This window comes from Bradyrhizobium sp. USDA 4473, assembly GCF_054063335.1.
In genome coordinates, this window is the sequence record NZ_JBSSGE010000001.1 from 3,441,289 (window position 1) to 3,466,702 (window position 25,414).

17 protein-coding genes are annotated in these 25,414 nt (G+C 57.2%); 11 read left to right on the forward strand and 6 right to left on the reverse strand.

All coding sequences use genetic code 11. The features are described 5' to 3' along the window. Nucleotides 1–327: 327 nt before the first annotated feature. The 4 genes from ACVW17_RS16140 to ACVW17_RS16155 all read left to right on the forward strand — a co-directional run bounded on the left by ACVW17_RS16140 (nucleotide 328) and on the right by ACVW17_RS16155 (nucleotide 7,484). Nucleotides 328–1,947 carry a putative bifunctional diguanylate cyclase/phosphodiesterase gene (locus tag ACVW17_RS16140; protein WP_456797520.1) on the forward strand — a complete coding sequence of 540 codons (1,620 nt, stop codon included), beginning with the start codon at nucleotides 328–330 and terminating at the stop codon, nucleotides 1,945–1,947. 1,238 nt (nucleotides 1,948–3,185) lie between these two features. Beyond that, nucleotides 3,186–4,391 carry an HlyD family secretion protein gene (locus ACVW17_RS16145; RefSeq protein ID WP_456797521.1) on the forward strand — a complete coding sequence of 402 codons (1,206 nt, stop codon included), beginning with the start codon at nucleotides 3,186–3,188 and terminating at the stop codon, nucleotides 4,389–4,391. Between the two features lie 89 nt (nucleotides 4,392–4,480). After that, complete coding sequence (locus ACVW17_RS16150) at nucleotides 4,481–6,361, forward strand: glycosyltransferase (RefSeq protein ID WP_456797522.1); 1,881 nt, start codon at nucleotides 4,481–4,483, stop codon at nucleotides 6,359–6,361. Between the two features lie 79 nt (nucleotides 6,362–6,440). Further along, entirely contained in the window at nucleotides 6,441–7,484 is a 1,044-nt protein-coding gene (locus ACVW17_RS16155) for a cache domain-containing protein (protein WP_456797523.1), read from the forward strand. 1,041 nt (nucleotides 7,485–8,525) lie between these two features. On the opposite strand, the gene ACVW17_RS16160 is transcribed toward ACVW17_RS16155, so the two are convergent. The 3 genes from ACVW17_RS16160 to ACVW17_RS16170 all read right to left on the reverse strand — a co-directional run bounded on the left by ACVW17_RS16160 (nucleotide 8,526) and on the right by ACVW17_RS16170 (nucleotide 11,941). Further along, nucleotides 8,526–8,894: a hypothetical protein gene (locus ACVW17_RS16160; protein ID WP_456797524.1), complete on the reverse strand. Its 369-nt coding sequence runs from the start codon at nucleotides 8,892–8,894 to the stop codon at nucleotides 8,526–8,528. A 1,071-nt stretch (nucleotides 8,895–9,965) separates the two neighbouring features. Then, nucleotides 9,966–10,442, reverse strand: a complete 477-nt coding sequence (locus tag ACVW17_RS16165) for a hypothetical protein (RefSeq protein ID WP_456797525.1) — start codon at nucleotides 10,440–10,442, stop codon at nucleotides 9,966–9,968. A 962-nt stretch (nucleotides 10,443–11,404) separates the two neighbouring features. Further along, nucleotides 11,405–11,941 carry a GNAT family N-acetyltransferase gene (locus ACVW17_RS16170; protein ID WP_456797526.1) on the reverse strand — a complete coding sequence of 179 codons (537 nt, stop codon included), beginning with the start codon at nucleotides 11,939–11,941 and terminating at the stop codon, nucleotides 11,405–11,407. Nucleotides 11,942–13,199: 1,258 nt separating this feature from the next. On the opposite strand from ACVW17_RS16170, the gene ACVW17_RS16175 reads away from it, so the two are divergent. Both ACVW17_RS16175 and ACVW17_RS16180 read left to right on the forward strand, forming a co-directional pair. Continuing rightward, the gene (locus ACVW17_RS16175; protein ID WP_456797527.1) at nucleotides 13,200–13,523 is read left to right on the forward strand and encodes a hypothetical protein; all 324 of its coding nucleotides are present in this window, start codon (nucleotides 13,200–13,202) and stop codon (nucleotides 13,521–13,523) included. Between the two features lie 129 nt (nucleotides 13,524–13,652). Next, the gene (locus ACVW17_RS16180; protein ID WP_456797528.1) at nucleotides 13,653–13,850 is read left to right on the forward strand and encodes a hypothetical protein; all 198 of its coding nucleotides are present in this window, start codon (nucleotides 13,653–13,655) and stop codon (nucleotides 13,848–13,850) included. A 1,029-nt stretch (nucleotides 13,851–14,879) separates the two neighbouring features. Here the strand turns inward: ACVW17_RS16180 and ACVW17_RS16185 are convergent. The 3 genes from ACVW17_RS16185 to ACVW17_RS16195 form a co-directional block, all read right to left on the reverse strand. After that, nucleotides 14,880–15,824, reverse strand: coding sequence for a hypothetical protein (locus ACVW17_RS16185; RefSeq protein ID WP_456797529.1), 945 nt, complete (start codon nucleotides 15,822–15,824; stop codon nucleotides 14,880–14,882). Nucleotides 15,825–16,476: 652 nt separating this feature from the next. Continuing rightward, nucleotides 16,477–16,953 carry an HD-GYP domain-containing protein gene (locus ACVW17_RS16190; protein WP_456797530.1) on the reverse strand — a complete coding sequence of 159 codons (477 nt, stop codon included), beginning with the start codon at nucleotides 16,951–16,953 and terminating at the stop codon, nucleotides 16,477–16,479. A gap of 47 nt (nucleotides 16,954–17,000) precedes the next feature. After that, nucleotides 17,001–17,558: a hypothetical protein gene (locus ACVW17_RS16195; RefSeq protein ID WP_456797531.1), complete on the reverse strand. Its 558-nt coding sequence runs from the start codon at nucleotides 17,556–17,558 to the stop codon at nucleotides 17,001–17,003. 682 nt (nucleotides 17,559–18,240) lie between these two features. On the opposite strand from ACVW17_RS16195, the gene ACVW17_RS16200 reads away from it, so the two are divergent. From ACVW17_RS16200 to ACVW17_RS16220, 5 genes are all read left to right on the forward strand, one after another. Beyond that, nucleotides 18,241–19,044, forward strand: coding sequence for a nodulate formation efficiency C protein (locus ACVW17_RS16200; protein WP_456797532.1), 804 nt, complete (start codon nucleotides 18,241–18,243; stop codon nucleotides 19,042–19,044). After that, entirely contained in the window at nucleotides 19,041–19,805 is a 765-nt protein-coding gene (locus ACVW17_RS16205; protein WP_456797533.1) for a hypothetical protein, read from the forward strand. Before ACVW17_RS16200 ends, ACVW17_RS16205 begins: the two co-directional genes overlap by 4 nt. 1,023 nt (nucleotides 19,806–20,828) lie before the next feature. After that, the gene (locus ACVW17_RS16210) at nucleotides 20,829–22,448 is read left to right on the forward strand and encodes an oleate hydratase (protein WP_456797534.1); all 1,620 of its coding nucleotides are present in this window, start codon (nucleotides 20,829–20,831) and stop codon (nucleotides 22,446–22,448) included. Between the two features lie 26 nt (nucleotides 22,449–22,474). Continuing rightward, nucleotides 22,475–23,233 (forward strand): glucose 1-dehydrogenase, encoded by a 759-nt coding sequence (locus ACVW17_RS16215; protein ID WP_456797535.1) that lies wholly within the window; start codon nucleotides 22,475–22,477, stop codon nucleotides 23,231–23,233. A 45-nt stretch (nucleotides 23,234–23,278) separates the two neighbouring features. Next, entirely contained in the window at nucleotides 23,279–25,081 is a 1,803-nt protein-coding gene (locus tag ACVW17_RS16220; RefSeq protein ID WP_456797536.1) for an oleate hydratase, read from the forward strand. Nucleotides 25,082–25,414 lie beyond the last annotated feature (333 nt).

The following is a 25,414-nucleotide window of genomic DNA, read 5'->3' on the forward strand; positions in this document are numbered from 1 at the left end:
CTGCTTCGGAAGGGCACTACCGGCAGAAACCTGGTCGCACGGACCGCTGTCGCACGTGAACTGGCGTTCGCGCTTGCGGGCACCAGATGTTGAAAGCCTTGAAGCGGCATGTTGAGGATTGCAGCTTCTGAAGCGTTAACGACGTGCACACTTCCTGGTCCGTTGAGCATGACTTTGCCGGGAGCCACTTTCGCGCCGCCGATGGCGCATCACAGCTTACGATGCCGTAGCTGACGCTCGGCAATCAGAGCCCGACATCTGGTCCAGTCAAGAGTGATGCTGCGGGCGAGAACGTCACTGGTCCAATCAGCATCAGGTTTGACTGAGATGAGAGTCTCGATACCACGTTGGCGACCATTGCACTTCGTTTGGCGTAGTTCTGCCACGAGGGACTTCATTGTTCTCTTCGCCGGCCTCGTTCTCGCTTCGGTCTTAGCGCATCTCTATGAGCTTGGCCCTCGCCTGGTCCAGCTGGGGCGGGGCTTAGATTCGGCACTCGACGACATTGTATTCACCATATTCGTTGCGTTCTCACTCAGCGTTTCGCTAACAATCTTTAGTGTTCGGCGTAGTCGAGAACTCGCCCGTGAAATTGAAGCACGAACCACAGCAGAAGGAGAAGCCCGCGATTTGGGACGACACGATCCATTGACCGGCTTGCCGAACCGCCGCTTGTTTAATGAAGAACTTGATCTGTGCCTTGGGCTCGCCACCGACACGCATCAAGTCGCCGTTCTAATGCTTGGCCTCGAGGGCCTCAAGCGAATCAAGGACACGCATGGCCACGCAGCGGGGGAGAAGGCGCTCGGCGAAGTTGCCAAGAGACTTTCCGACATCTTGCGCAACGATGGCGTCCTCGCGAGGGTCGGAGGCGACGAGTTCGGGATCGTCCTGCCAAACATTAGCTCCCTCGAAGACCCCACCAATCTGGCGGGCCGCATCGTGGCGTCCGCCGCCGACACTGTCGCGATTGAGACTGGCGCAGCCGAGCTTGGTCTTGGAATTGGCATCGCTATCGCTCCGCTTGACGGCGTCGATCCCCACGAATTGGTCAGGCGCGCAGAACGCGCGCTTTATCGTGCGCAAGGGGAAGGCAGATCGCGCGTGCGCTTTTTCGAACCAGACATGGACATGCATGTCGAGCGGCGCGCTCAAATCGAGCGTGAGCTTCGCAGCGCTGTCGCGGCGGATATTATCGAACCGCACTATCAGCCGCTGGTTTCACTCGAAAGTAAGCGCATTATCGGTTTCGAGGCCTTAGCGCGTTGGGAAAACAGGACATTGGGGAATGTCCCGGCCGGCGTGTTTATTCCGATTGCAGAAGAAACGGGCCTCATCAACGCACTTGGAGATCAGCTTCTTCGCCGCGCCTGTCTTGACGCAAATGCGTGGCCGAAGACGTTTTCGCTTGCCTTCAATATTTCGCCTGTTCAATTGCTGGATTCCGCGCTTCGACAGCGCATTCTATCGGCCCTTGCGCAAACCGGCTTCAGTCCACGCCGGCTGGAGATTGAAATTACCGAGAGCGCGTTCATGGAAAAAGCTGGCATTGCGAAGGCCGTGATCGACGAACTTCGTCAAGCCGGCATCCGCATCGCGCTCGATGATTTTGGAACAGGTTATGCTACGCTCAGCCAGCTGCTTTCGTTTCGTCTTGACAAGATTAAGATCGACCGCAGCTTTGTGTCGCATCTCGACGACAGTACCGACAGCCGGGTGATCGTTCGTGCCATACTCGGCCTTGCTAAAGGATTTGGTTTGACGACGACGGCCGAGGGGATCGAAGACGAAGGCCAGCTGGTCTATCTGGCGGCCAATGGTTGTACAGAAGGACAAGGCTATCTATTCAGTGGTGCCGTTCCAGCCGCCAGTATTCCCGCGCTGCTCGATCGCGAAGCTGGCCGCAGAGCGATTAGTGATGATGGAGCGGGAAGTCTGCTTGCCTGAGTCGACGCGCTGAGTTCTTGAGGGGCGCCCGCCACAAGAGGGCGTTGCGAGCAAATCATGCTATCGCCAGAACACCTCGGCTCGGCAAGCGCTTAATCAGGAAAGGGTCTTTAGATTTGCGACGCTGCATTGAATAAGCGCGCGAATTGCGTTGTTGCTCAGGGTAAGCGCACTCTCTTGGACAGGCGGCAGTTGTTGAGAAATCACATCGGCTCGATCAGTGGCGGTGTGCCTGTCCTGGCTCATCTTTTCAACAGCTTGCGTGAACGTAGAGGGACTCGGGGGACGGCCCTATTCCCGCAAGCCGCGCGAGCGGCCAGGCCTGATCTTCTCTTCGCCCCCGCGGTCTGCAGACGTGCATTGGTGGAGGCACCGCGGTCGGCTGTCCGAAGTCCGGACATCGTCTAATGCGCCCGACACCCTCCGATTGAAGTGCCGGAGATCGATGTTCCAGTCGATCTCCTGATCGGTCAAGCACTACCGTACGAGCAGTCCGAAGCACACCGCCACGAGCATCCGGATGTGCCGCGAGGTGGAACCCTGTCGATGGAGCCATCTATGATCAATATCACTCAACAGCAAACGAACTGGCCAAGGCTCCCAATCGAAACCTAATCTGACTTGCGGTCTAGCGGGAGGACATGACGTAGGCTGTCCGATTTCTGACATGCTGTCGGTCTGGTCCGCTTGCTTGAGAAATTTGCTTTGCTGATCAAGCTCTCGCACTTGGCACAAGGTTTGAAGAGAAGGGGCCAGCCGCCGCAGTTGCACGCGAACCGAGGCTACAACACTGCTTCTTCGGCTATGGCCCGTTTTTCGCAATGATACGAGCTACCACATGGAGTCCGTTTCAATAGCACGTCACAAAACCTGCCCTCAGTGTGGCTCCGCGTTGGTCCACCTTGAGTGGCGTGAACGCATCGGTGCGCGGGAGGTCCAATATCTTTGGCACTGCTGGAACTGCAGGAACGAATTCGTCGCTCTTGGCCCTTCTGACGAGAAGGATCCCCCCGCCGCCGAGATCACGAGGCACTTCTTTACCAGCCTCTTAGTCTGATCAATGATGCCTGAGCCGCTAACACTCGTATCCGAGCGGCACTGGCTTGGCAATCCAGAGCGGGGGCGGAGGGTCGCTTAGAGGAAAATGCGTCGACCTCAGGCTGGTCAATCTATGTTTGCGCCGGGTTGGCAATACTTCTGGGCGGCCTTCCCATCATAGACCTAGTTGGAACGTTCATATGAGGCTCGTACGTGCAATCGTCGGCTTGGCCATGTTGGCAGTGGGATTGTACGTTATTATCGGTGAGCACTTCGCTGGAACATCGGCGGATGCGACGCTCAATGCTCGACTCTATATCGTTCGCGCCCCAATTGAAGGAAAGGTAACACTTGCTGTAAAGAACATCGGTGCGCGCATTGGTCCCGGAGAGCTCATAGCAGAAATCAACGACCAACGCTTTGATACCGCGAGGTTACTCGAGCTCGATCGCGATCGCGCAAACCAGCAAATTGAGCTCAACCGCCTCCTTGGCCAGCGAGAGGCCTTGTCGGCATCCAGGTCTCGATTCGATGCTCAATCAACTGAATACCAGCGTGGCAGGGTTCGGCAGATCGAGGCCCGAATTGCAGAAGCGAAAGCGGCTCAAGACGCTGCGGCCGCGCGCCTTCGTCAAGCTGACGCAGAATTCAAGCGGGCAAACGAACTAAGCACGCGTGGTGTACAAACGGTGGCGAATCTGGATCGCGCTCGCGCATCTTACGACGTCGCGCAACAAGAACTGGAGAGTGCGCAGCAGCGAGTAAATTACCTAGAGACCGAACTTGCGTCCGCTCGCGACGGCGTCTTCATCGGGGAGTCCTATAACGACGCGCCCTCATCGGCTCAACGTATCCGGGAGCTCCAGCAGCGGCTGGCCGAGCTGAATGTCGACAACGAGCAGGTGAAAGCGCGTATTGTCCAGCTCGACGGGCAAATCAATGCCGAGCGTCTTCGTGTCAATAATCTGAGCTTCGCTACGCTAAATGCCAACGTCGTTGGTGTAGTCTGGGACGTACTAATAGACGACGGCCAATATGCGCGGCGCGGCCAGGATCTCGTCAAGATCGTCGACTGCAATACCCTGATCGTCACCGCGGGAGTCAGCGAATCTCTATACGATAGTCTTTCGGTGGGAACGGCCGTCCAATTTCGGTTGTTTGGGGATGACCGGATTTTCAATGGAACCATAACCCGCCTTGGGGGAGCCGGTGCAGCTTCACTCTACACCAATCTTGCGGTGGGTCCGAGTGCGCAACATCTCCAGCGCTTTGACGTCACCGTGGCAGTTTCAGACCTCGCGACAGAGCCAGATCTCGCCTGTGCGATTGGGCGTACTGGACGCGTTATCTTCACAGGTGGCCCAATCGCTCAATTCCGCCGGTTTTTTACGCGGTACGGACTCTGATGCTTCTACTGTCGCCAATCGCTGCTGCCTTCGCGGGCGCTGCTTTCATAATAGGCCTCCGCCTTACCGTCTTTCCGTTGCTCAATCCGATGAAGTGGTATTGGCGCGCTCTCCTCCTGGGAACGGCTGCCTTGCTGTCTTGGCGGTATACGGCTTGGCGCTTCACCGAAACGCTGGCGCCGCTCGACTGGACTGCTGACGCATTGTTCAGTTGGGGACTCGCCATGCTCGAAGCTCTGACAGTGCTGTCGTCGACTATCTCATTTTTTATATTGTCGCGGGTGAAGGACCGGACGGGCGAAGCAGACCAGTACTGCGAATGGTGGCTGCCGGGAGAAGCGCCGCGCGTTGATGTCTTCATCACGACTTACAACGAGCCGTCGGAAGTACTCGAGCGCACGATCGTTGGCGCGACAGAAATCCGCTATCCAGGGCTTCGGATTTTCGTTCTCGACGATGGTGCGAGGAACTGGGTGCGGCAACTTTGCGAACTGCACGAAGTCGGATACCTCGCTCGCTCGGATAAGGAGCACGCTAAGGCGGGGAATATCAACCATGCACTTCGCGCGCGCGCTCGAGAGTCCGCTCCCCCAGCCTTTGTTGCTGTACTTGATGCCGATTTCGTTCCCCATGCGGACTTCATCGAGCGGACGCTAGCGTTGTTTCACGAGCCAAGCGTCGCGCTCGTGCAAACCCCGCAGCACTTCTTCAATCCCGACCCAATCCAACACAACCTGGGAATAAGCACCGCGTATCCGGATGAGCAACGTCATTTCTTTGACAACGTTGAGCCGGCGCGGGATGCTTGGGGCATCGCCATCTGCTGCGGAACCTCTTCCGTAATGCGGGTCTCGGCAGTCGAGCAGATTGGCTGGATTCCGACACAAAGCGTAACCGAGGACTTCCTGCTCACGCTTAAGCTTGCGGAAAGCGGTTGGCAAACCGTGTACCTTAACGAGCCCCTAAGTGAAGGCTTGGCTCCCGAAGGACTGAAAGAATATATCACTCAGCGTGGACGGTGGTGTCTTGGCTTGATGCAGATCGTCCGCAACTCCTATAGCCCCTTCGGCATACATAGCCTTGGTGCGATGCATCGAATCGGCATCATTGATTCATTGCTCTACTGGCTCAGTACCTTTCCTTTCCGACTTGCCAGCCTGATTCTCCCCCTCTTGTACTGGTGGTTGGGCATTACCATCGTGAACGCGTCGTTGGTCGACATGATCAAATATTACATACCTTATTACCTGATGGTTCTGGTGTCCCTGAACTGGCTTTCAAAGGGATTGTTTGTCCCGCTTCTCAACGATACGGCTCAGCTGATTGCGGCCTGGCCCATCAGCCAGGCAGCTGCGCGTGGGTTGCTGACTGGGGGATCGCCTAGATTCTCGGTGACAGCCAAAGGCGGCGACCGAACCAAAGTCGTTGTTCAATGGACTTTGATGCGCCCATTCCTACTCCTGCTCGGACTGACGATCGGCGGCCTAATCGTGCCGCTGAACGCCGACTTCGTCTTGAATACGTCCCCGACAGCCGGCGACGGCACGGCTATCGTGATGTTCTGGACGGTTTACAACATTCTAGTGTTGCTCGTGGCAGTCGTGGTGTGTATCGAACGACCGCGATACGATCGACCTCAGCGCCAGATCCCAGAACCCGTCACGCTGGTGATCCAAGGTGAAAATCACCGCGGATGGCTTCTCAATCTGGGCCGAGGGGGCGCGCGAATCAGTGGTCCATCCGGACTTTCCACCGGAGCGGCAGGGAAGCTCAATCTGCCCGGGATTGGCGGAGTAGATGCGCATGTTGCTGCGACAACGCGTGATGGCTATCGACTTAAATTCAACCCAACTCCCGAGCAAGCCGCGAAACTTATCAAGAAGCTTCACACCGAATCTGCCATGCCAGGAGCTGATCGAGGGAACATCTTGCAAATGATCCGTGAGTTGGCGCGAGCTCTAACGAGTTGAGGAGCGCAATATGCCGAAAAGACCTGGCCTACTTTCCTTGGTGTTCTGTGGAGGCGCGTTGCTCATATTGGTCCCTGCGATGGTGACCGCAACGGTCTACACGGCTTTGCTGCAGCAACGGGGAGAGCAGCTGCAATTCGACGCGTTAAGGATTCGCGGCGAATTAAGCTCCGCGCTGTTGGCACGCCGACTCTATGGCGTCTGGATGGATGTAGCTCGGTCCGCTCAGCTCATTGACCTAACGGATCTTAAAAATGCGCGAGAACACATAGACTTCTTGAGTCGCCTTGATGGGCGCTACACTTGGCTCGGCGTGGCAGATCTCGAAGGGACCATTCTTGCGGCTAAAGACGGCATGCTCGAAGGAGTAAGCGTTGCGCAGCGACCCTGGTTTAGGCGGGGCCTTGTCTCGCCGACGGCTATCGATGTCCATGCTGCTCAACTACTGGCCGCCCAGTTGCCTGCAGCTCGTGAGCCCTATCGGTTTATCGACCTGGCTGCGCCGTTGCACCACGCCGGCTCCGTTGCCGGAGTCATCGGCGCGCACCTTGACTGGAAATGGGTCGCAGAAGGCATGGACTCGTTACAGGTAGCCGGCATCGACGTGCTGCTGCTTTCGGGTGATCGAACCGTCCTATTTGGTCCGCCGGATCTCATCAACAAGCCGCTTAACATCGGTTCCGCGCTTGCGGCTAGCCGCGTCACGACTGCGTCTCTACGCGAACGTTGGCCTAACGGCAGGGACTACTTCACGGTGATCGTTCCGACGGTCGGCTTCGCGAACCTTCCAAGCTTTGGCTGGTCTCTTCTGGTTCGGCAGAGCGCCGACGAGGCGCTTGCGTCCACCCGAAATTTGATCCGATCATTCTGGATTAGTTTCGGTGCTTGCGCCATTGCCACACTAGCGCTGCTGTTATGTGCCGCGCAATGGCTGAGGACGCCCCTCGGTCGGCTCTCGAATACAGCGGAAGCTCTCGTCCATGACCCGTCCGCACGCCCACCATACCCGGAAACACGCTTTAATGAAGCAGCGAGGCTCAGTGACGCACTAGCTCGCATCCAGTCGGAGCTGATGGGGCACTCTGGTCGCAATCGGATTCAAGCACCGGGTGGAGACGACTAGCTCAACGACGACCAGAACAATCTTGCCGGCGGATCCCCGACGCGTCGGGCGTCGGCTTGCGTGGCAATGTTCTATCCGGTAGTCGCCGAAACAGTTCAGATCAATTGAAGGTTTTTGCAGAAGGGAAAGTTCTGGTTCATCGCAGCCACCGGCATCGCAGAGGAATCAGAGCGCCGATCAGGCAACAGGCGGCAGAACAAACGTTAAGGTATATCCGCGTCAGATCGACGGGCTTCAGCCGGAAGGCAGGGTCTGTATAAGAAGAGTACGCTTCTGGTGAAGCTTTCGATTATCCATAATTGTTGTATCGAGGCATTTCCTGGAGGCGGATCGTTGGTTCGGGGCAGGTATCCACCGAGCCCTCGCGACCTTGACAACATAGTGCGAGAGCGTGCTTCGCCAAGAGCAATCACCACCCCATTCTTTCATCAAATGATCAAGGCGCCTGATTTCGGGATCCGTCAGCACCATTAGCGGTACCGCATTCAGCGAGGAGAGATTGAGCAACGATCTAGAAGACCGCGACCAGATCGACCAGACGCTCAGCAGTTCGCATTTTGAATCCTCTGCGTTGCAGCGCGATTTGCAGATCTTATGAAAGACGTCGATCGTGAGCGCCCCGTGACGCTTTCAATTACCCACATCTCGAACCGACGCGATTTCGGCGCCAAATTCGATATCTGTGGGTCTCGAGAGGCCGCGCCAGATGACAACAGGTCCCGGTGAGGGATCACAGGCCTTGGCCAAGTCGTGCAAGCTTGGTAGATATGCAAGGAGCCCAGCGCGACATCGTCGATGGCTGTTGGTCTCTGTGTCCATCGATGCGAGGTTGGAGGCGTCTGGGGGCTTTGCGATTGAGCATGGTGCGCCAGATGACGCGCCAGCTGAGAATGCAAAAGACAGCCGTTAAATTGGAGAGTCGTCCGACCGCCGTTGTTGACCGCGTCTATCGATCCGGTCGAATCAGAAGGGATGTTGTTCTCTTCGTCTCCGACCCAAATGAAGCGGCAGCTTCGAAGTGCGTGCTTCACCAATCACGGCTCACCGCGCAAAGCTAGTTAGCTCGTAACACGCCCAAGCCGTTGCGCCGGGAACAAATTTGCTGCCGACTGCCACCATTCCAGCAACTTTGCAGTCCGATAGCGTCGCCATGTATCCTTCTAGGATCGTTATTCCGCCATCCTCGTCCTGGTAGGCAACGACGCCTAACGCGCCGGACAATCCCCGTTCGAGGGTGGTATGGTGGCAGACATAGGAAGCAGAAGAGCCGGGCTTCATGGTCGCGGCTTTGATCGCTGCCTCGCCCATCTTCATGCACTCGACTATATTTTGTGTGGGCTGAGCAGTGATGTTGATCGAGGCTAAGACGCTCAGGTGCGTCGAAGCGACGATGACGATGAGTGGGGACATGGCGGACATCACCCTCATTCATTGTGGCCAAATTGCGCTGAGCCCGTCACGCCGTCGAAGACGGGCTGGCCGTTGCGCGCGCCTTTCGCCTTTAGCCTCGATAAGCTCCGCTATCGCTGCAAGCGGCTCGGTGCAGCATTCTCTTTGGACCATTGTTCGAGCGACGCTATCGCGTTCTCCAAAGCCTCATCATGGTTCATGGAACGATCTCTCCAGCGCTTGCTGCCCAAGGCGGTGCGGCCTGCGGAAAAGACGCGCGGGCGTCTGGAGGTCCACCCGCGCGAAGTTTGCTACGCCAAGCTTGGTTTGTCTGGGGTTGCGTAATGATAAACGGCCAAGCCGATAATCCTCTCAGCAACTCGTGTGCCAGATGGTCTTGATCCATAAAAAGCGTGCGGGCGGCTGTCACGACCGCCCGCGCGCCGTCGCGAACAGGCTTGGCCCCCACGAGGGGCATTCGATAAGGACCAAGCTATACTTGGCTCAGCAACCGGTGTGCCAGTCATGAAGCGAGAAATGATTGGATTTTGTGCATGCGTCGGTTCGTCACTGTCGCCAACCCGACGGGTCTGAACGAAAGCAGACGTGCGTCTAATGACGCCTAGGTCCAATCCCCTAGCTTTGATTGCCATCTTGTTGCTCTTTCTGGAGCGGACAATTCAGCATTCCGGCGCTTGCGCCGCAGTTTGCCATCGTCATCCTCACTGCTTCCGCGGGGCCAGCGACGGCGACTGCGGATACTACGTGCCTATATTCTTCGTCGTCGCCGTCTTTCCTTGAAGACCACAGCTGTCACTAACAAGCATCCATTTTGCTGCGCTCCAGGAAGGCGAGGTTAGACCAGATGGACATGCCGTGATTGCTTGCGCGCGCGGCGTCGTGATCAGTTGCCGTCATTCCTTTTGTGGGTCGCATGTAGACATGTGTAGCACGAGAAGGGCACCCGATACGAAGGCCTTGGTCACAATAGTGGACCACTCGCTGAAGCTCGCTTAGCAGGCGGCTGGCGTGCGCTGACAGCGACAACGCAAATGTCCCCAGCGCCGCACGATTGCTGCGGCCGCGCGCGCATTAGGGGGCGAAAGCAAGAGCGCTGATGGCAACTGGCGCTTCGCGGGAGAACTTTTGATCGAGCTGTAAGGCTAGGTGCTTGGCGCGGCTGTTCGCGGCGCCGAGCGTCATCCTCGCGATCGATAATTCTACCGTCTTGGCCGCTGCCCTTATGTAGCCCCCATAATTGGGAGCTGGCTGCTCGCAGATAAACGCGTAAAGTGCTCGCTTATCAGAATATCGGATGAACACTACGATGGCAGCCGGGTGGATGGTTTCGATAGGTGTCGCCAAGAACGGCAAGCTTCGATATGTCGTATATGCCGTCGCAATACCGGGGCGGGCGGATGCCATGGCAGCATCGTTGGCGGCCGGGGCAGGTGAAACAACGATCGCGAGTTCCGAACTCGGCGAGGCCGATTTGAGGGGCCTTGGGCTAAAGGGGGGTGAACTTATCGCCATATACGATGATCGCAAGGATCCGCCGATGTCGCGCACGTGGCGTCCTTTGCTAGAGCGCAACATAAATTAGCGGCCAGTTCATCTGCTCGGGCCGCGAAGTCGGCCCAGGGCCGCAGACAGCGACGGCCGATTATCCAACTGACCTTGGCGCAGTTGCGCGCTATTTTGATATGGATGGATGAACTCCGATGGTTAGGAGAAAGGCACCAGACAACACTGGGGCAGACGTCGTCCCCTGTTCTCCTTCTCTTCGAGGCATCTGAGAGCCCGTTGGTATTCGAACTCGCACCACGCAAGCTCGAATGGTTTCATCAGTATCCCTATCAACGTTTCGGCCAAGGTTGCCATGCCGACGAAAATACCTCCTGATACCTATCAGTTGACGAAGCCGGCGAAGACGAATGAGATGTCGCTGTGGCCAGCCGCACATGCAGTTAAGAGGAGCGTGATCAACGGCTCGATTGAACCTTGGTAAAGATCTGGCTCAAGGGGCACGTAGCCAAACGAAAGTTTATGTCGGTCGTTCGCCTGGCTCGCGCACTTCACCCATCGGCTGCCCGAGCGGCAACAAAATAATCCGACTGCTTCGCAGAGCTCGTTCAGGATTCGCTAATCGCCTTTTCTCCATATTGAGGTTGGGGCGACATACCTACTATCTTTAGGCCTCAAGCCAAAGTCGTCAGGAGCTGGCTCAGTATGTCAAGCGCAATGGTGGGATTTCTTCAAGCTCCGCGCCCCTGCGCTATGGACGTTGAATGAGAACCAGATCGGCAAATCGACGTGAGTGTGCCAATCGTGGGCTCGGCATTGTGATAACCGCCCGTGCGGCAGTTGAGTGAGCCACCGTCTGATCCGTTTGATTTCTTATCTCGACAACCCAAGTCGTCGTTGTTCACAAGCCATAAAACAAACCGGCAATGTCAATGCTCCCTGACGATAATGAGTTATCCGGACGGGACCGAACAAATCTTGTCGGTGAATGGCAAGCGCCAACTCAGCTACGCAGTATCGAGATGCTTGTAGAAGAAGGTCGCTGAGCGATATGTACCGTCAGGGGCGAGCACACATCCGGGTATGATACCCACCCGCTGCCATCCCTCGCTGGCGTAGAGACGCTCGGCAGCAGAACCTGTGGTCGTGCTGAGCGTCAACAACGTCTTTCCCTCCTTTCGTGCTAACTCGCTGATGGCCGAGATTAGCCGGCGCCCGATGCCGCGACGGCGTGCGCTTCTGGCGACCAGGACTTTGACGACTCGAGCACTATGCAATTGGTTCTCAGACGCCGCAGGTACCATCTGGGTTGTGCCAACAATCTGACCTGCACCATCTTCCGCAGCTAGTAACACGCATCCATTCAAAATGACTGCATCGGCGACGCTACGCCAGTACGCCAGCGCACGTCGTCGAGTTAGCGGTGGCAGAAAGCTGACCGCGTCGCCGAGGGCGACGCAGTCAATGAGGATGTCGGCAAGACGCTCCAAGCGCTTATCCACTTCATCGGCGCCGATGCGCCGTACCTGAATATCGTCGGTCATCTGATTTCGGACAGAGCGAGCCGATCGCCCCCGGGCAAGGTCTGACGGTGAGTTCATTGCCAGCGCCACGGCAATAGCGAGTTTCCACAGAGCGACATGCTCTTGAAGGCAAAAGGGAGTCACGTGCCGCGTCGCCCAACCTAACCGAAGCTGGCAAATGACTACGGAGGACGACTCCGCCAAGCGGCGATGCTCTGCTGCCCGCTCGAAGCGCCTGGACCGGAGGCGCGCTCCACATCACGAACCAAATTTAGCGCAGAGCTCCGCAGCACGAAATAGAGTTAACGCGGAGATGAGACTCTTGTCGTGCGGGAATAGCCTCCGAGCGGATTTGACCCGCGAGTCGTGGTCCAGTCCAGATATCGTTTGGCCCTCTAGAATAAGCGCCTCAGACAATCTGCGAAGAGCAGGGCGATACTGGTCAAGGGCGGCCTCGCTGCGCCTATTGGCACGCGTCATCATTTCACTGAAACTCTCGTCGTCCTCTGAGATGGCCCCCTGGGCCGGTCGCACGGCGAGCGGCAGGCTCGCAGCGAACGGCAGGATTGCCCAACGGCACCTTCATCCTTCAGCGATTAGAATTTGTTGGCGTGAACGATAAGATTGCCGATTGCGCAGATCAAACGCTTGACAATCGAAAGCGCAGAACGTGCCTGCACTCGGCCAAGTTCGATAGTATTGCCTAAATGAGCCCCATTTGATGATTCCGAGCCGCAGCATTATTGGTCGCGTCATCAACGCGGCGCCGGTCTTCTTCAGACTGATGAGGGCACGTACCGGTGCTTGCTGGGAGCCCCGTCGCCAACGACGGCTCAAACGCCTGTTGCGTCGCCGCCCCTTTTGCAGCTCTTCCGAGGTGGCAAGCTGCACCTGCGACCGAACTATTACATTGGCGGGGTGACAATTGTGCGGGTTCACGTAGCCTCATGTCCAAGATCACCTGAGCAGACATCCTACCAGAGCAAGCTTTCGAAAAGCTGACGACGCCGCAGCGTAGCTGCCCGCGCTCGGGCGGGGCGAAATTGGCTCCGATCTATTCCGGCACGCCTACGTCATCGGCCTCCCGTCGGGCAGGCTGCCTTCCTACCATCCGTCTCGCTTCCTTCGACTTTACCGACTAGTATGGATCAGTCGACTCCCGACCTCAGCTCGGACAACGGCTCTGGCAGGATCGTATCTATTCGGTGAGCCGGTGAAGGCCGCCTTGCCGAATGAGGCGGATTGTTGAGAATTGTCCTTATGGACAGTGATAGGCGCAGTGCGCAAGTCGAACGGCTTGAGCTCGTTGACACGGGCCGGCGGGCAAAGCGGCAAGCTCACCAAGATCCTTTGGTACGATGGACTGGGCACATCGCTCTACGCGCTCGGCTATCACGACATCACCAAGGACGGGCAGCCCATATCCATGGTCTTCGTCAAGACGACACTGGCTGCCAGTCAAAGAGTCAGCACGACAGCATCGCATGAATTACTGGAGATGTTGATCGATCCGGGAGCACGGCTTTGGGCGAAAAATGTCGGCGGAAAGCTCTACGCTTATGAAATGTGCGCGATGCCGTCGAGAGCGAGGAATACGAATTGACAGCGTCGCGGTCAGCGATTTCGTTCTTCCGTCGTTTTTCGAGTCCTGGCACTTGCCCTGATCGGTGCAATTCGACCATCTCAAGAAGGTGACGAGGCCATTAGAAACCTGCCGAACGGCTACCAGATCATGACCGATGGAAAATCCGTGCAGGAGATGTTCGGTTCAGAGAGCAAGATGCTGGATTTCCAGCGAGAAGTTCGCGCGATGCACCGCAGCGAGTATCGAAAGCAGTTAATGAAGGTGGAGGCGGCGTCACAACCTCAATCGCGCGACTTGGATCACACCTCTGACATGCCGGCCAGTTTCTCACGGCCCTGGCTCTGACAAAGGACCGCCCGAGGCTCTTCCACCTTCTACGGCACCTTGGGACACCGATCCGCCGACGAATCCCTGGCGATGTCCCTAGCGCTGGGTTATAGACCCGAGCAGCTGCGGCCGGCGCCGGGCCCACTCTCCTGGCGCAGTTGCATGCTTGCTAAGGCTGGCAGGACAAGTGCTCGAAGGTACTTGGCCGCGTGGGGAAGAAAAGCACCTTCAGTGGTTCTTCTCTAAGGGTTAGCGGCCGCGGCCGTGCCTAATCAAAAACCAATATTGACCGACTTGGAGCAATGTTTACGACATTCCCCAGCTCTCACCACGGATCCGACGGGCTCTTTGTCGGGGTCGTCGAGGACGTGTACTCACAAATCCGGTACGTGCGAGCGGGAATAGCCCAGGCCCGCGTTGCCCTAAAAAGCTAACATCGACGATGTGTAAGTGAATGCCCGCGCGCTTCGAAGGCGTCAACGTACAGCTTCGCTTAACCGGCCGAAAAGTAAACTTGGCCGCGAGTTTGCGGACGAGCCGCCCCACCGACGCGTAGTCAGAGGACACGTCACCCAGATAACGAACTTCACCGTGGTGTCCGCTCTCGGCAACCGCAACTGCATGTCGATCTTTGAGAACATCCCGACCTACGAAAAGGACCGCTAATATCTTACATGGTTCGTACTCCTGGCGTGAGGATCGGCTCCCTCAGCAACGCTCGTTCAACACGGCCAGTGTAGGGAGAACCACCCCACCGACGGCATCCAGAAAGAACATATGGTCTTACGATGTCCTGGGTCGGGGCTCAGCTAAGTGGCGCAAAGAATGGAATGGTGTACCACGGGAATCAATCCGGGTTTGACATCGATGTTCTCACGCCTGTTTGATTGCAACGCTCTTTCGCCGACCCGCGTACCGGAGATCACAAAACAATGCCGGGTGGCTCCAGACCAAGGAGCGAACAGCCTTGGAGTTGAGGACGAGTAAGTGCCCCGAGGGGCACTTACGTTGAAGATCTCTGTTAGCGGCCCGTGACACGGGCTAGCTTTAGGGCGCGAAAGTTGCTGAATTTCCCTGTTTTTCAATGCACGTCGTTCCTAGCTTCGCGCCTCCGATGGGGCCGACTTGATAGTCCCCAAGCAGTTTTATCGCGGCAGCATTACTTAGATTCTGCACAAGGATGGGTGGGCTGAAGTTATTTTCCGCAACATACCCGGTGGAGACCGTAGCTGTGCCGGCTTCGTTGAGAACCTCGGCATTTGTAGCGGTCGCGCCTGGAATGAGTCTGCCGTGGCCACCCGACCCGCGAAAAAGCGCAAACGGTTTGATCGTCCATGTACCGTCGGCGTTATACACTACGCTGAAGGATGCGTATCCCGGGGTCGCGTCGCAGACGGCGGCCGTGGCTGAGGATGCGGTGAAGTTCATCACCGTGCCCGCCGTGTAGGTGCCGGTCTGCACGTAAAAGATGCGAATCGGCTGGCAGTCCAGATTGTTGTTGGGCTGGGCTGTCACGAAGTTGGATAGTGTGACGCCACCGGTTAGCGTCCGCAGGGCCGATCCGGCATTGTAGTTTTCCAAGGTCGGGTTGTAGATCGGCGTGATGATGCGGAAAGATCCGGCCTGCGGACCAGCCGTGGATACCGGCGGCGAAAGCCCGAGCGATGGCGTGACCGTCATGGTCGTAGTGTTCCTGGTCGGCGCTCCGCCGGCTGCAGGGGTCACGGTGATCGCCTGCGTGGCGGCGAGTTGCCCCGATGGTTTGCCGACTGTCGGCGGTGTTACTTGTTGTTGGACGCCGGCGTAATCTTGCAGCACCAGTGAAAACGTCAGGATTGCTCCGGACGTCCCGTAGGGTAATAGCGCCTGCGAATATAAGCTATTGGTATATACTTCGGGCCCGCCGGTGTAGATCGCCGGCTGCTGGAAAAAGAAGAAGTTCTGAAGCGAGGGGCTGTCGTTCTGCACGTTGATTGTGATGGTAGTAGCCATGACGTTCCTCTCAATTCTGACATGTTAAGTTTCCGCGGCCGCTCGTCGAGCAGCTCGGCTCTGGGCTGGCTCATCCGAGCGCCGGCTCGCCATTGCGAGTCGGGTTGACAGCGCGAACCGGATCGCTTCACTGGCTCAGCAAGCGGTGTGCCATCGCAAGTGCTGCGAGACCGTATTCGAGCAGAAGAGAAAACATGGGCTTGGCACGAAGCTCCTGAAGCTTGTGTTCGCGCGGGTCGGACTCGCGACATTGCGGTATCGAACCGCACATGGCAGGTTGACACCGAGGTAAATTTTGGAGGCTGGCTTGCAGAATTTGCTGCTGAAGAGCGGCGAGGTTTGTTGATCGTTGGCCCACCGGGGATACAACTCCAAACCGAACCCACACTCCTGATGACGCCAACGTCCATATCAGGAGTGCCTTGCCAGCAAACATAGTCACCCGGTTCTAATCGCCTGGCCTGATCTCCGGTCATAGACCGGCTCGCGCATATCTATCGTACGCGAGTATCCGGCGTTGAGCCGGCACTCGCGCCAACCGCATGTCGGCCAATATGCTTGTCAGCCCTCATCGAATTCCGATTTTCTGCACACCAGAATACCGTGTTCGAATCGCGCTCGTGGCATCGCGAGTGTTGAGAGTGGTCGGGAGTTATCTGCTGAGCGCGACATGCCGGAACGCATCGACCAGCGGACTTTCCAGTTTGCCCTTCATGCCGACCAGGACCTCGTAAGCGGTATCGCGAGACATGGTCGTCCTGTACGCTCGGTGCTCGATCAACGCCGCGAAGATATCGGAGATCGTTAGGATGCGGACAATGTCCCGAATATTCTCGGCGCAGAGACCGTCCGGATAGCCGCTGCCGTCGAGATACTCATGATGATGCCGTACCGCATCGAGGATTTCCCGCGAGACCTCGGCGGTTCCCAAGAGTATCTCGTACCCGGCCGCGGGATGAGTTTCAATCAGGGATCGTTCGCGCTCATCGAGCTTGCCGGGCTTGTCCAGCACCGTAAGTGGTATCGTTGCTTTACCGATGTCGTGAAATATCGCCGCAGCATGCAGGCGATCAATGTCGTGCCTGGCCATGCCAAAATCTAAGCCAAAGTTTACTGCAATGCCCGTCACCAGAAGGCAGTGCTGATAGGTACCTTCGTGGTGACGACGAACGACCGTCAGCCATTTCGCAAGACCGTGCTCGGTAATGTAGTCGGCGATAGCATTGCCGGCGCGACATGTCTCCGCACATCGATCGTAAAGCCGCCTGCGGCAGCTCGAAACATCGCTGAAAGAGAATCAGCTCCTTCAGAAGCGATCTTTTCGCCGCTCAAAAGTACTTTGGTTGAACCGCCTGGCAAAGCCTTTGGGTTGGAGAGCGTCTCAAGAAGCTGATTTGGCTTGAGTGGACTCACCAGTACGTGTGTTGCGCCCAGCGCATAGGCTTGGACCGTTGCGAGACGTGTGGATTGGTCAACGACAAAGACACGCTTGGGCGCGCGCAAAATGCTCGGCAGCATGCCCTTCAGGGTTTCAATGTTCTCGACGACGCGCAAATCGACGTTAACAACCACCGCTTCGTTTGTGGCGTAGCCGGTAGCACCGGTGCCGAGCAACTCAGCCGTAACGTCGTATTCGTGGTCCGGCATGCCGGAAGTGGCGCCAAGCTTGGCACGGCTATCAGCGACAATGTGAACGGAAATTGGAACAGTTCGTCGGTATTCTTTCATCCGCAATCCGCGCCTTCCTGTTGAGTCCGGTCGCGGCTGGCCCTCACGCCTAGCGTGTTGCACAGGTGTATTCGTCGACGTCAATTAGGAACGCTTGGGAATGCAGTCAGTTGAGTTGCAATCAGACAGGCTGATCTCGGCTCTTGCGACCAATGCCGGTACCCATCAGCGATCAAAGAATTGTTTTTACTTAAACGGTTATCACGGCGGTTGGCGCGCTGCGCGACGGTTGTCGTTAAGGCTGCTGATAAAACTGATCGCTCTGAGGCATCTATCCAATACATACAGACGTTTACATCTGAGCGCACGGTTGAGCCGTGTTCGCCGCTCGTGACATGCATAATTAGGGTGTCGATGTTTAATGCCATCGGCATAAGAGGCCGCTAAAGGCCCGCTTGAGTGCAGGGATCGGGACCTGACCATGTCGGAAAGTCGCCAAAGCTAACACGAAAACATCGAGCACCGCCGACTATCGGCTGGCACGAAGAATGCAGATCCTCGCAAGTTGAGGCCGTGGCTGGCCACTGAGGTTAGCGGCGCGTGACATGAGGACAGGACGGCGTCTGCTCGGCCGATACCGACGGGCGCGTCGTCACGTCGCCGCTAACTTTCAGGGCCGAGGAGAGCGTAGTTGCGGTCCCCTTTTTATTGAGCTCGCCGCGGAGAGCGGGCAGCAGGTGAGACATGGTTGGAAAATGCGCGCCCCTTCTTCTGTCTCTGTCTCTTGCTGATCTGCTTTGCTGACCCGGCTGTCTCGAACAGCGGTGTTCGCCTCAACGACGTCCCTCTCGTGCATAAAGTCAAATCAATCTGGCGGGCGCAAGACGGTGAAACCGTCGAACAAATTATCTCCAAAGTCTCGAAAGTAGCCCACCTGGTCCCTCGAAGCTGGGGTGTCGCTCGAGGAGCCGACCAAAGCGAATATGTTTTCTTTTCGTGGACCAGACACCACGACAATCGATCACACGAAGTGTCTGTCATCACTTGGACGTGTTCTTCTGAGGGAACGCCAAAGATCGCCTCGACATACGCGAAGTCGCTGGAACTGGGCTGGCGCGCTTTCGCTCTCTCGCTGATCGCCGCCGAGGTCACGGACGGTGAAAAGGACGCAAACCTTCGCTTTCTGCATGATCCGGCCAACTTCAACTTCGTGACCACCCCACAAGGCAAGCTAGGCGATCTGCTCAGGCATGGCCGTTGCAATATCGTAGAACCTGTTGCTGTGGACTATTTACCGAAGGTGGATGAGGCTCAGCTTACGAAAGGCGATCTGTGGCGGGTTCTCCTTTTGGTGAACTGCAATATCCCAGGGCCCGATTACCTCACCCGCAAAGGTGTCATCATTTTCGAGAAGCGCGAGGGACAGGATTGGGAGCCGCAATCGTTCTTTGCCCAGCGCATAGCGACATTCCCCCCGGGCTCCTGGTTCGATCACATGGAGCGGAATGAACGGGACGCGCTGGAAAAGGGCGCGAAAGGCCTCGGAAAATGAACGCAGAGAACAACTTCGCGGCGCGGCTCCTTGACGCTGGACGCCTCGCGGCGATCGCGCGTACGTGTGGCCTGCAGGCGGATGTTTCGTACTACGTCGACGAGGCGCTTAAGGAGCTTTGGCGAACGAGATCGCCCGAAGAAGCAAAAGCGATCGCAGAGCGGTGGGTCTTGTGGGACGCGAATGGGAGGCCCTGGCCGCGCATGCCCCCGCTGGAAAATGTCGTTTCGTTCAATCGCACCGGCGAGACAGCGACATCGGTCGTGACGCGGCCTATGACGCCCTTGCAGACGATCCGCGACTGGTTCGAGAAGCAGGATGAACAGGTGCGATACGAAATTGCCGGTATGGCTGCGCTTTTGATCTTTGAAGGCCGCGATCTTCTCGACTTCAGCAGCGAAAAGCGGTGCGACTATTTCCGGAAGTGGCTGAACGAGGCTGAACTGCCAAACCATACGGTCATCGCCCGTGCTTTGACATTCCGCACATGCTTGGAGTACTTCGGCGAAAGCAGGTTCACCGAAGCAGGGTGGGCACGATCAGAGCAGGCAGCTTTCAAAATTCTAGAAGATGCGAACCGTGATCCGAAGTCCGAAACCGCGCATCTCGCACCAATTGCACGAAAAACATTGGATAACTTGCCGGCCCGGAAAAGCACTTGGATCGAAGTGGGTAAGTCCTGGAGAGAACTGGCCGGCGCCAAGCTTACTGCCCGGGCTCTCAGGGTTTGGGGTGCCTTGCAGGTGAAGCCAAAATCATAGGCGTTAGCCCGTGTCGAGGGCACGGCACTGCGCGGCAGCGGCATCAGCGCAAGCGGTTGGAGCAGCCGATATTTGAACGACTTTTTGCGCAAGACTAGGTCGTGGGCTAGGTCATGGGAAATGCCGACATCGTGTCCAGTGCGGGGCAAGAGCCCTGCACGTTGGGGCGCCGGTCCTCAACGGGGGTTCGTCCATCCGTAAGATGGCTCGCCGCTGTTCCGGGTAGGATCGCACGCTGATCAGGGAAGACGATTACGCACTGGCATCCTTGCGTTCGCGGATGACGAGTCGGCCGACAACGGGTAGCGCGATCAGTTCGACGTTGAAGCCCTTCCCGTCGTCGTGGGCCAGGCACCGTCGACCTTTTTCCAAGGACTTTCCCCTCGCCAGTTACGATGAAGGCCTCGTGACTGGGTTTCCTCGATTTACCTTTGCTTGTCATGAAATACTCCCGTTAATCAGGCCGCAGACAGGACGTTCTGGAGATAGAAAACGGAATCTACGGGACGTGCCGGCAAGCGGTTGATGCCGGTGTAGGATGGCGGTTGACGGCATAATGGCTTCACGCAACTGCCTGGCCAGAGGTGATGCAAGTCTGGCACAATTTGCGTGATGAGGCGGGCCGCACCGCAGTCGGATAGCGTAGACGTTTCGTGTCGAGCTTCATCTGGGGCTGGTCTCAGAGAACTTCAACAGGGAGTCATCATCAAAGGCGATGACGCATGGTTCCTGGAACCGATTGCTCTGACTTGTACGAGGCCGTCCTGTGCGGTTGCCTTCTGTCTTGTCTGGGTAATGACGGTAGTGGTCGGAAAGCTGACGTGACGATGCTCGAATTCCGTCGCCAAGCTTGCAAACTCCAGGCAGCACGCCGGCTGAAATCTACCAGATTCGGGTAATGGTAGCGGTGGACCGCTCCAGGAGCCGTGCTTTGCGATCATTGTTTGCACGCGCCGCCTTCGGCGCGCGGATTGCACAGGCTCAATGCTGAATGGTCTAACCGCTACCAGGCTGGAGAACTTCATGTGCTCTGACCCTCTCGCCTCTCGCCCTGATCCAGCGACGCAGGCGGCTCCTCGCCGGGCCTATTTGGTCGGAACAGGAATCGCTGCCCTGGCCGCGGCGGCCTACCTCCTCAAGGAGGGGGGGCTGTTAGGCCAGAATATTGTCTTGTTCGAGCAGACGGAACAATTCGGCGGAAGCCTTGACGCGCATGGGGACCCGAAGGACGGATATGTCATGCGCGGCGGGCGCATGTTCGAGGAAAAGTTCAACTGCACGTACGATTTGTTGTCGTTCATTCCGTCGATTGCGGATCCGTCTAAATCGGTGACGGAGGAACTGAAGGAATTCCATCAGGAGTTCTTCTGGAACGACAAAGCTCGCTTGGTATCCGGCGGTCTGATCGTCGATGTTTCCGATCTGGGCTTCAGCGAGCGAGACCGACTAGACTTAATCGTGCTTTGCGGGACTCCAGAGTCAGTGCTTGCCCTCCGGACGATCCAGGACTGGTTTGGATCCCACTTCTTCCAGAGCACCTTCTGGATCATTTGGTCAACGACCTTCGCTTTTGAGCCCTGGCACAGTGTGGTCGAGTTCAAGCGCTACTGTTTGCGGTTCCTGCATTTGTTCTCGACGATCGACACCATGGCGGGGATCTACCGGACGCAGTTCAACCAGTTCGACGCCATGGTCCGCCCGATCGTCGCATGGTTGAAGGCCCGCGGCGTACGCCTCGAGATAGCGGCGGAAGTGATCGATATTGATATTGTGATCGAAGGCCAGCGGAAGATTGCAACGCGGTTGCACTATCGGCAGGGTGGCGAGGACCGTGCCATCGATCTGGCTGAACGCGATCTGGTGTTTGTCACCAACGGTTCAATGACATCCGATACCAGCTACGGCTCGATGGACACGGTTCCAGTGCTGAAGACGGCGCGAAGCGGAGGTTCGTGGAAGCTCTGGGAGCTACTGGCCGCCAAAAGCCCAGACTTCGGAAACCCTACGGCTTTCGTTTCCAAAATCGACCGTTCAAAATGGGAATCGTTCACCGTCACGGCGGACGACGCGTGCTTCTTCGACCGGCTCGAAGTCTTCTCCGGCAGTAAGGCGGGCAACGGCGGACTGGTGACGATCAAGGACTCCAATTGGCTTTTGACCATCGTCCTTAATCGTCAACCGCACTATTACGAACAGCCGAAGAATGTCTGGGTGTGGTGGGGCTACGGGCTCTTCCCCGACCTGCCGGGCAATTTCGTGCATAAGCCGATGTCGCAGTGCACGGGGCGTGAAATCCTCGTCGAACTGCTTTCGCACCTGCGATTCAACGAGATCATCCCGCACGTTCTGAAAACGTCGCGTGTGGTTACGGCGATGATGCCTTACATCACCGCGCAGTTCATGCCGCGCGCGAGGACTGACCGGCCGAAGGTCATCCCGAATGGATCGCGCAATCTGGCCTTCATAGGTCAATTCTGCGAGATTCCCGACGACGTTGTCTTTACGGTCGAATACTCAGTGCGCGCGGCACAGATCGCCGTGTTCGGCTTACTCGATCTCCAACGTCCGGTCTCACCCTTTTACAAGGGCCAGCACGATCCTCGCGTCCTCTTCGATGCCTGGAAGACGATGCATCGCCATTGATCCGCAGGACAAAGCAAGGATCCGTCATGGGACGGTTGAATAACAAAGTCATTATGGTGACGGGCGCGGCCCGCGGTTTGGGGGCGGCTCATGCGCGCCTGCTGGTGGCTGAGGGAGCCAAGGTTGTAATCACTGATATTCTTCATACAGAGGGAGAGGCTCTCGCCGCCGAACTTGGCGGTTCGGCCGTCTATGTCCGTCAAGACGTTACCCAGCCGGAGGACTGGGCCAAGGCGGTTGCTAGCGCCGAACTTGGCTTCGGCGTGCTGCATGGCCTGGTCAACAATGCGGGAATCGCCAACATGGCCCCGCTTGAGCAGTTCCCGCTCGATCGGTGGAATGAGACCCTGGCCGTCAATCTCACCGGTGTATTTCTCGGAATGCAGGCAGCTCTGCCGGCCATCAGGCGTGCGGGCGGAGGTTCGATCGTCAACATCTCGTCGGTCGAGGGGCTGCGGGGCAGTGCAGGGCTCCATGCCTATGTTGCTTCCAAGTTCGGCGTGCGAGGCATAACCAAGTCCGCTGCCTTGGAAGCCGCGGCCTCCGGCGTACGCGTCAACTCAATCCATCCCGGCCTCGTCGCGAGCCCGATGGCCGAGAGCTTCGACTCCTCGCTTTTCCCCATACCGCTCGGCCGACCAGCGGAGCCGCAGGAGGTGTCGCAGGCCGTCTTGTTCCTGCTCAGCGATGATTCCAGCTACCTAACAGGTTCCGAGATCGTCATCGATGGCGGTCTGACGGTCGGCGTCCCACGCAAATGCCTGGCGCCCGAGAACGTCTTTTGATGAGCCGTCTGTTAGTCGATCAATCCAATCGGATGGACTGCCGCCATGTATTACTGTAGCGGAAATTACGAAGCATTCGCGCGCCCGCGCAAACCTAAAGGTGTGGACAATAAGACGGCTTGGTTCGTTGGTTCGGGCCTGGCCGCGCTTTCAGGCGCGGCTTTCTTGATCCGAGATGGCCACATGCACGGCGATCGGATCACTATATTGGAGCGGCTGAAGATACCGGGCGGGGCGCTCGACGGTAGCCACGACCTGGAGAGAGGTTTCGTGATCCGCGGTGGCCGCGAAATGGAAGATCATTTTGAATGTCTGTGGGATTTGTACCGATCGATCCCGTCGCTCGAAATCGAGGGGGCCAGTGTACTCGACGAATTCTACTGGCTGAACAAGGATGATCCGAACTACTCACTGCAGCGGGCGACGGTGAACCGGGGGCAGGATGCGCATACGGATGGCCTCTTCACACTGAACGAAGCCGCGCAGAAGGAAATGATTTCTATCTTTCTGGCCTCCCGCGAGGAGATGGAAAATAAGCGGATCGATGAAGTATTCGGAACGGATTTCTTGAGCAGCAATTTCTGGCTCTATTGGCGCACAATGTTTGCCTTTGAGGAATGGCATTCCGCACTGGAGATGAAGCTCTATCTCCATCGGTTCGTCCACCATATCGGAGGCCTCCCGGATTTCAGCGCGCTGAAGTTTACGAAGTACAATCAGTATGAATCCCTGGTTCTACCGCTGTGCAAATGGCTGCTGGAAGAAGGCGTCAGCTTCCGCTACGATGTCGAAGTTACTGATGTCGATTTCGACATAAAGGCCGGACGCAAGCAGGCCACCACCATCCACTGGTTGGAGGACGGCGTCGCTGGCAGCGTCGACCTTGGCGCCGATGATCTTGTATTCATGACTATCGGATCGCTCACCGAGAACTCGGACGAGGGAGACCATCACACGCCCTCCAAGCTCGATGAAGGCCCGGCGCCTGCATGGGATCTGTGGCGCCGCATAGCGGCCAAGGACGCGGCTTTCGGCCGCCCGGACGTATTCGGAGGAAAAATCCCCGCAACCAAATGGGAATCGGCGACCGTCACGACTCTCGACGCGCGCATTCCGGAATATATCCGCAAGATCGCCAAACGCGATCCGTTCAGCGGCAAGGTCGTCACAGGAGGGATCGTTACGGCGAAGGATTCGAGTTGGCTCCTCAGTTGGACCGTAAACCGCCAGCCGCATTTCAAGCACCAGCCCAGCAATCAGATCGTCGTTTGGGTCTACTCACTTTTTGTCGACGAACCCGGAGACTACGTCAACAAATCGATGCAAGATTGCACGGGCGAGGAAATCACGCAGGAGTGGCTGTACCACCTCGGCGTGCCGGTTGAGGACATACCGGAATTCGCCGCGACGGGAGCAAAGACAGTGCCGGTAATGATGCCGTATGTCACCTCTTTGTTCATGCCGCGGCAGGCGGGGGATCGGCCAAATGTTGTGCCCACAGGCGCGGTCAACTTTGCTTTCATCGGTCAATTTGCTGAGTCGGCGGAGCGCGATTGCATCTTCACGACCGAATATTCGGTTCGCACGGCGATGGAGGCCGTCTACACGCTCCTCAACGTCGAACGTGGTGTGCCGGAGGTCTTTAACTCGACCTATGATATTCGCAAGCTGCTTATGGCTATCGGCAGGCTGCGCGATGGCAAGGAAGTCCAAATCCTCGAACCGGCAGTCCTGCGTGAGCTAATGCTCAACACTATCGGCACTACAAAGGCCAGTACAGCTGTACGTAGGCGCGATATCAATCGGAGGGAACAACTGAAAAATAGTGGTGCGGGCGACCGGACTTGAACCGGTGCGGGCAAAGCCCAACAAATTCTCTTGCCAGTCACGATTGGCCCGGATTACCAGCGAAGGCTTCTCCGATTTGAGCAGTGGGAGCACCCAAGTTTGGCTGCTAAGTCCGTTGCGTCTACCATTTCGCCACGCCCGCATGCCTTCACAACCCGGTCTTCAGCTTGTCGCCAAGGTGTTAGAGCTAGATCGTGACCGTGGACTTCCTTAAAGGTGCCGACGGCCTCGCCGCACAGGTTCGTGAGCAGCTCCGCCATGAGCGGTGGTAGCCTGGGTCCTCGACAAGGCCGATGAAATCGCGCTCTCTGCCTGACTTTGTTCAGGATCGTC

Excerpts from the sequence above, each read along its gene's own strand:
- ACVW17_RS16140 (WP_456797520.1), top strand. The coding sequence starts at position 328 with ATGAGAGTCTCGATACCACGTTGGCGACCATTGCACTTCGTTTGGCGT.
- ACVW17_RS16145 (WP_456797521.1), top strand. The coding sequence starts at position 3,186 with ATGAGGCTCGTACGTGCAATCGTCGGCTTGGCCATGTTGGCAGTGGGA.
- ACVW17_RS16150 (WP_456797522.1), top strand. The coding sequence starts at position 4,481 with ATGAAGTGGTATTGGCGCGCTCTCCTCCTGGGAACGGCTGCCTTGCTG.
- ACVW17_RS16155 (WP_456797523.1), top strand. The coding sequence starts at position 6,441 with ATGGTGACCGCAACGGTCTACACGGCTTTGCTGCAGCAACGGGGAGAG.
- ACVW17_RS16160 (WP_456797524.1), bottom strand. The coding sequence starts at position 8,894 with ATGTCCCCACTCATCGTCATCGTCGCTTCGACGCACCTGAGCGTCTTA.
- ACVW17_RS16170 (WP_456797526.1), bottom strand. The coding sequence starts at position 11,941 with ATGACCGACGATATTCAGGTACGGCGCATCGGCGCCGATGAAGTGGAT.
- ACVW17_RS16180 (WP_456797528.1), top strand. The coding sequence starts at position 13,653 with ATGACCGATGGAAAATCCGTGCAGGAGATGTTCGGTTCAGAGAGCAAG.
- ACVW17_RS16185 (WP_456797529.1), bottom strand. The coding sequence starts at position 15,824 with ATGGCTACTACCATCACAATCAACGTGCAGAACGACAGCCCCTCGCTT.
- ACVW17_RS16205 (WP_456797533.1), top strand. The coding sequence starts at position 19,041 with ATGAACGCAGAGAACAACTTCGCGGCGCGGCTCCTTGACGCTGGACGC.
- ACVW17_RS16210 (WP_456797534.1), top strand. The coding sequence starts at position 20,829 with ATGTGCTCTGACCCTCTCGCCTCTCGCCCTGATCCAGCGACGCAGGCG.
- ACVW17_RS16215 (WP_456797535.1), top strand. The coding sequence starts at position 22,475 with ATGGGACGGTTGAATAACAAAGTCATTATGGTGACGGGCGCGGCCCGC.
- ACVW17_RS16220 (WP_456797536.1), top strand. The coding sequence starts at position 23,279 with ATGTATTACTGTAGCGGAAATTACGAAGCATTCGCGCGCCCGCGCAAA.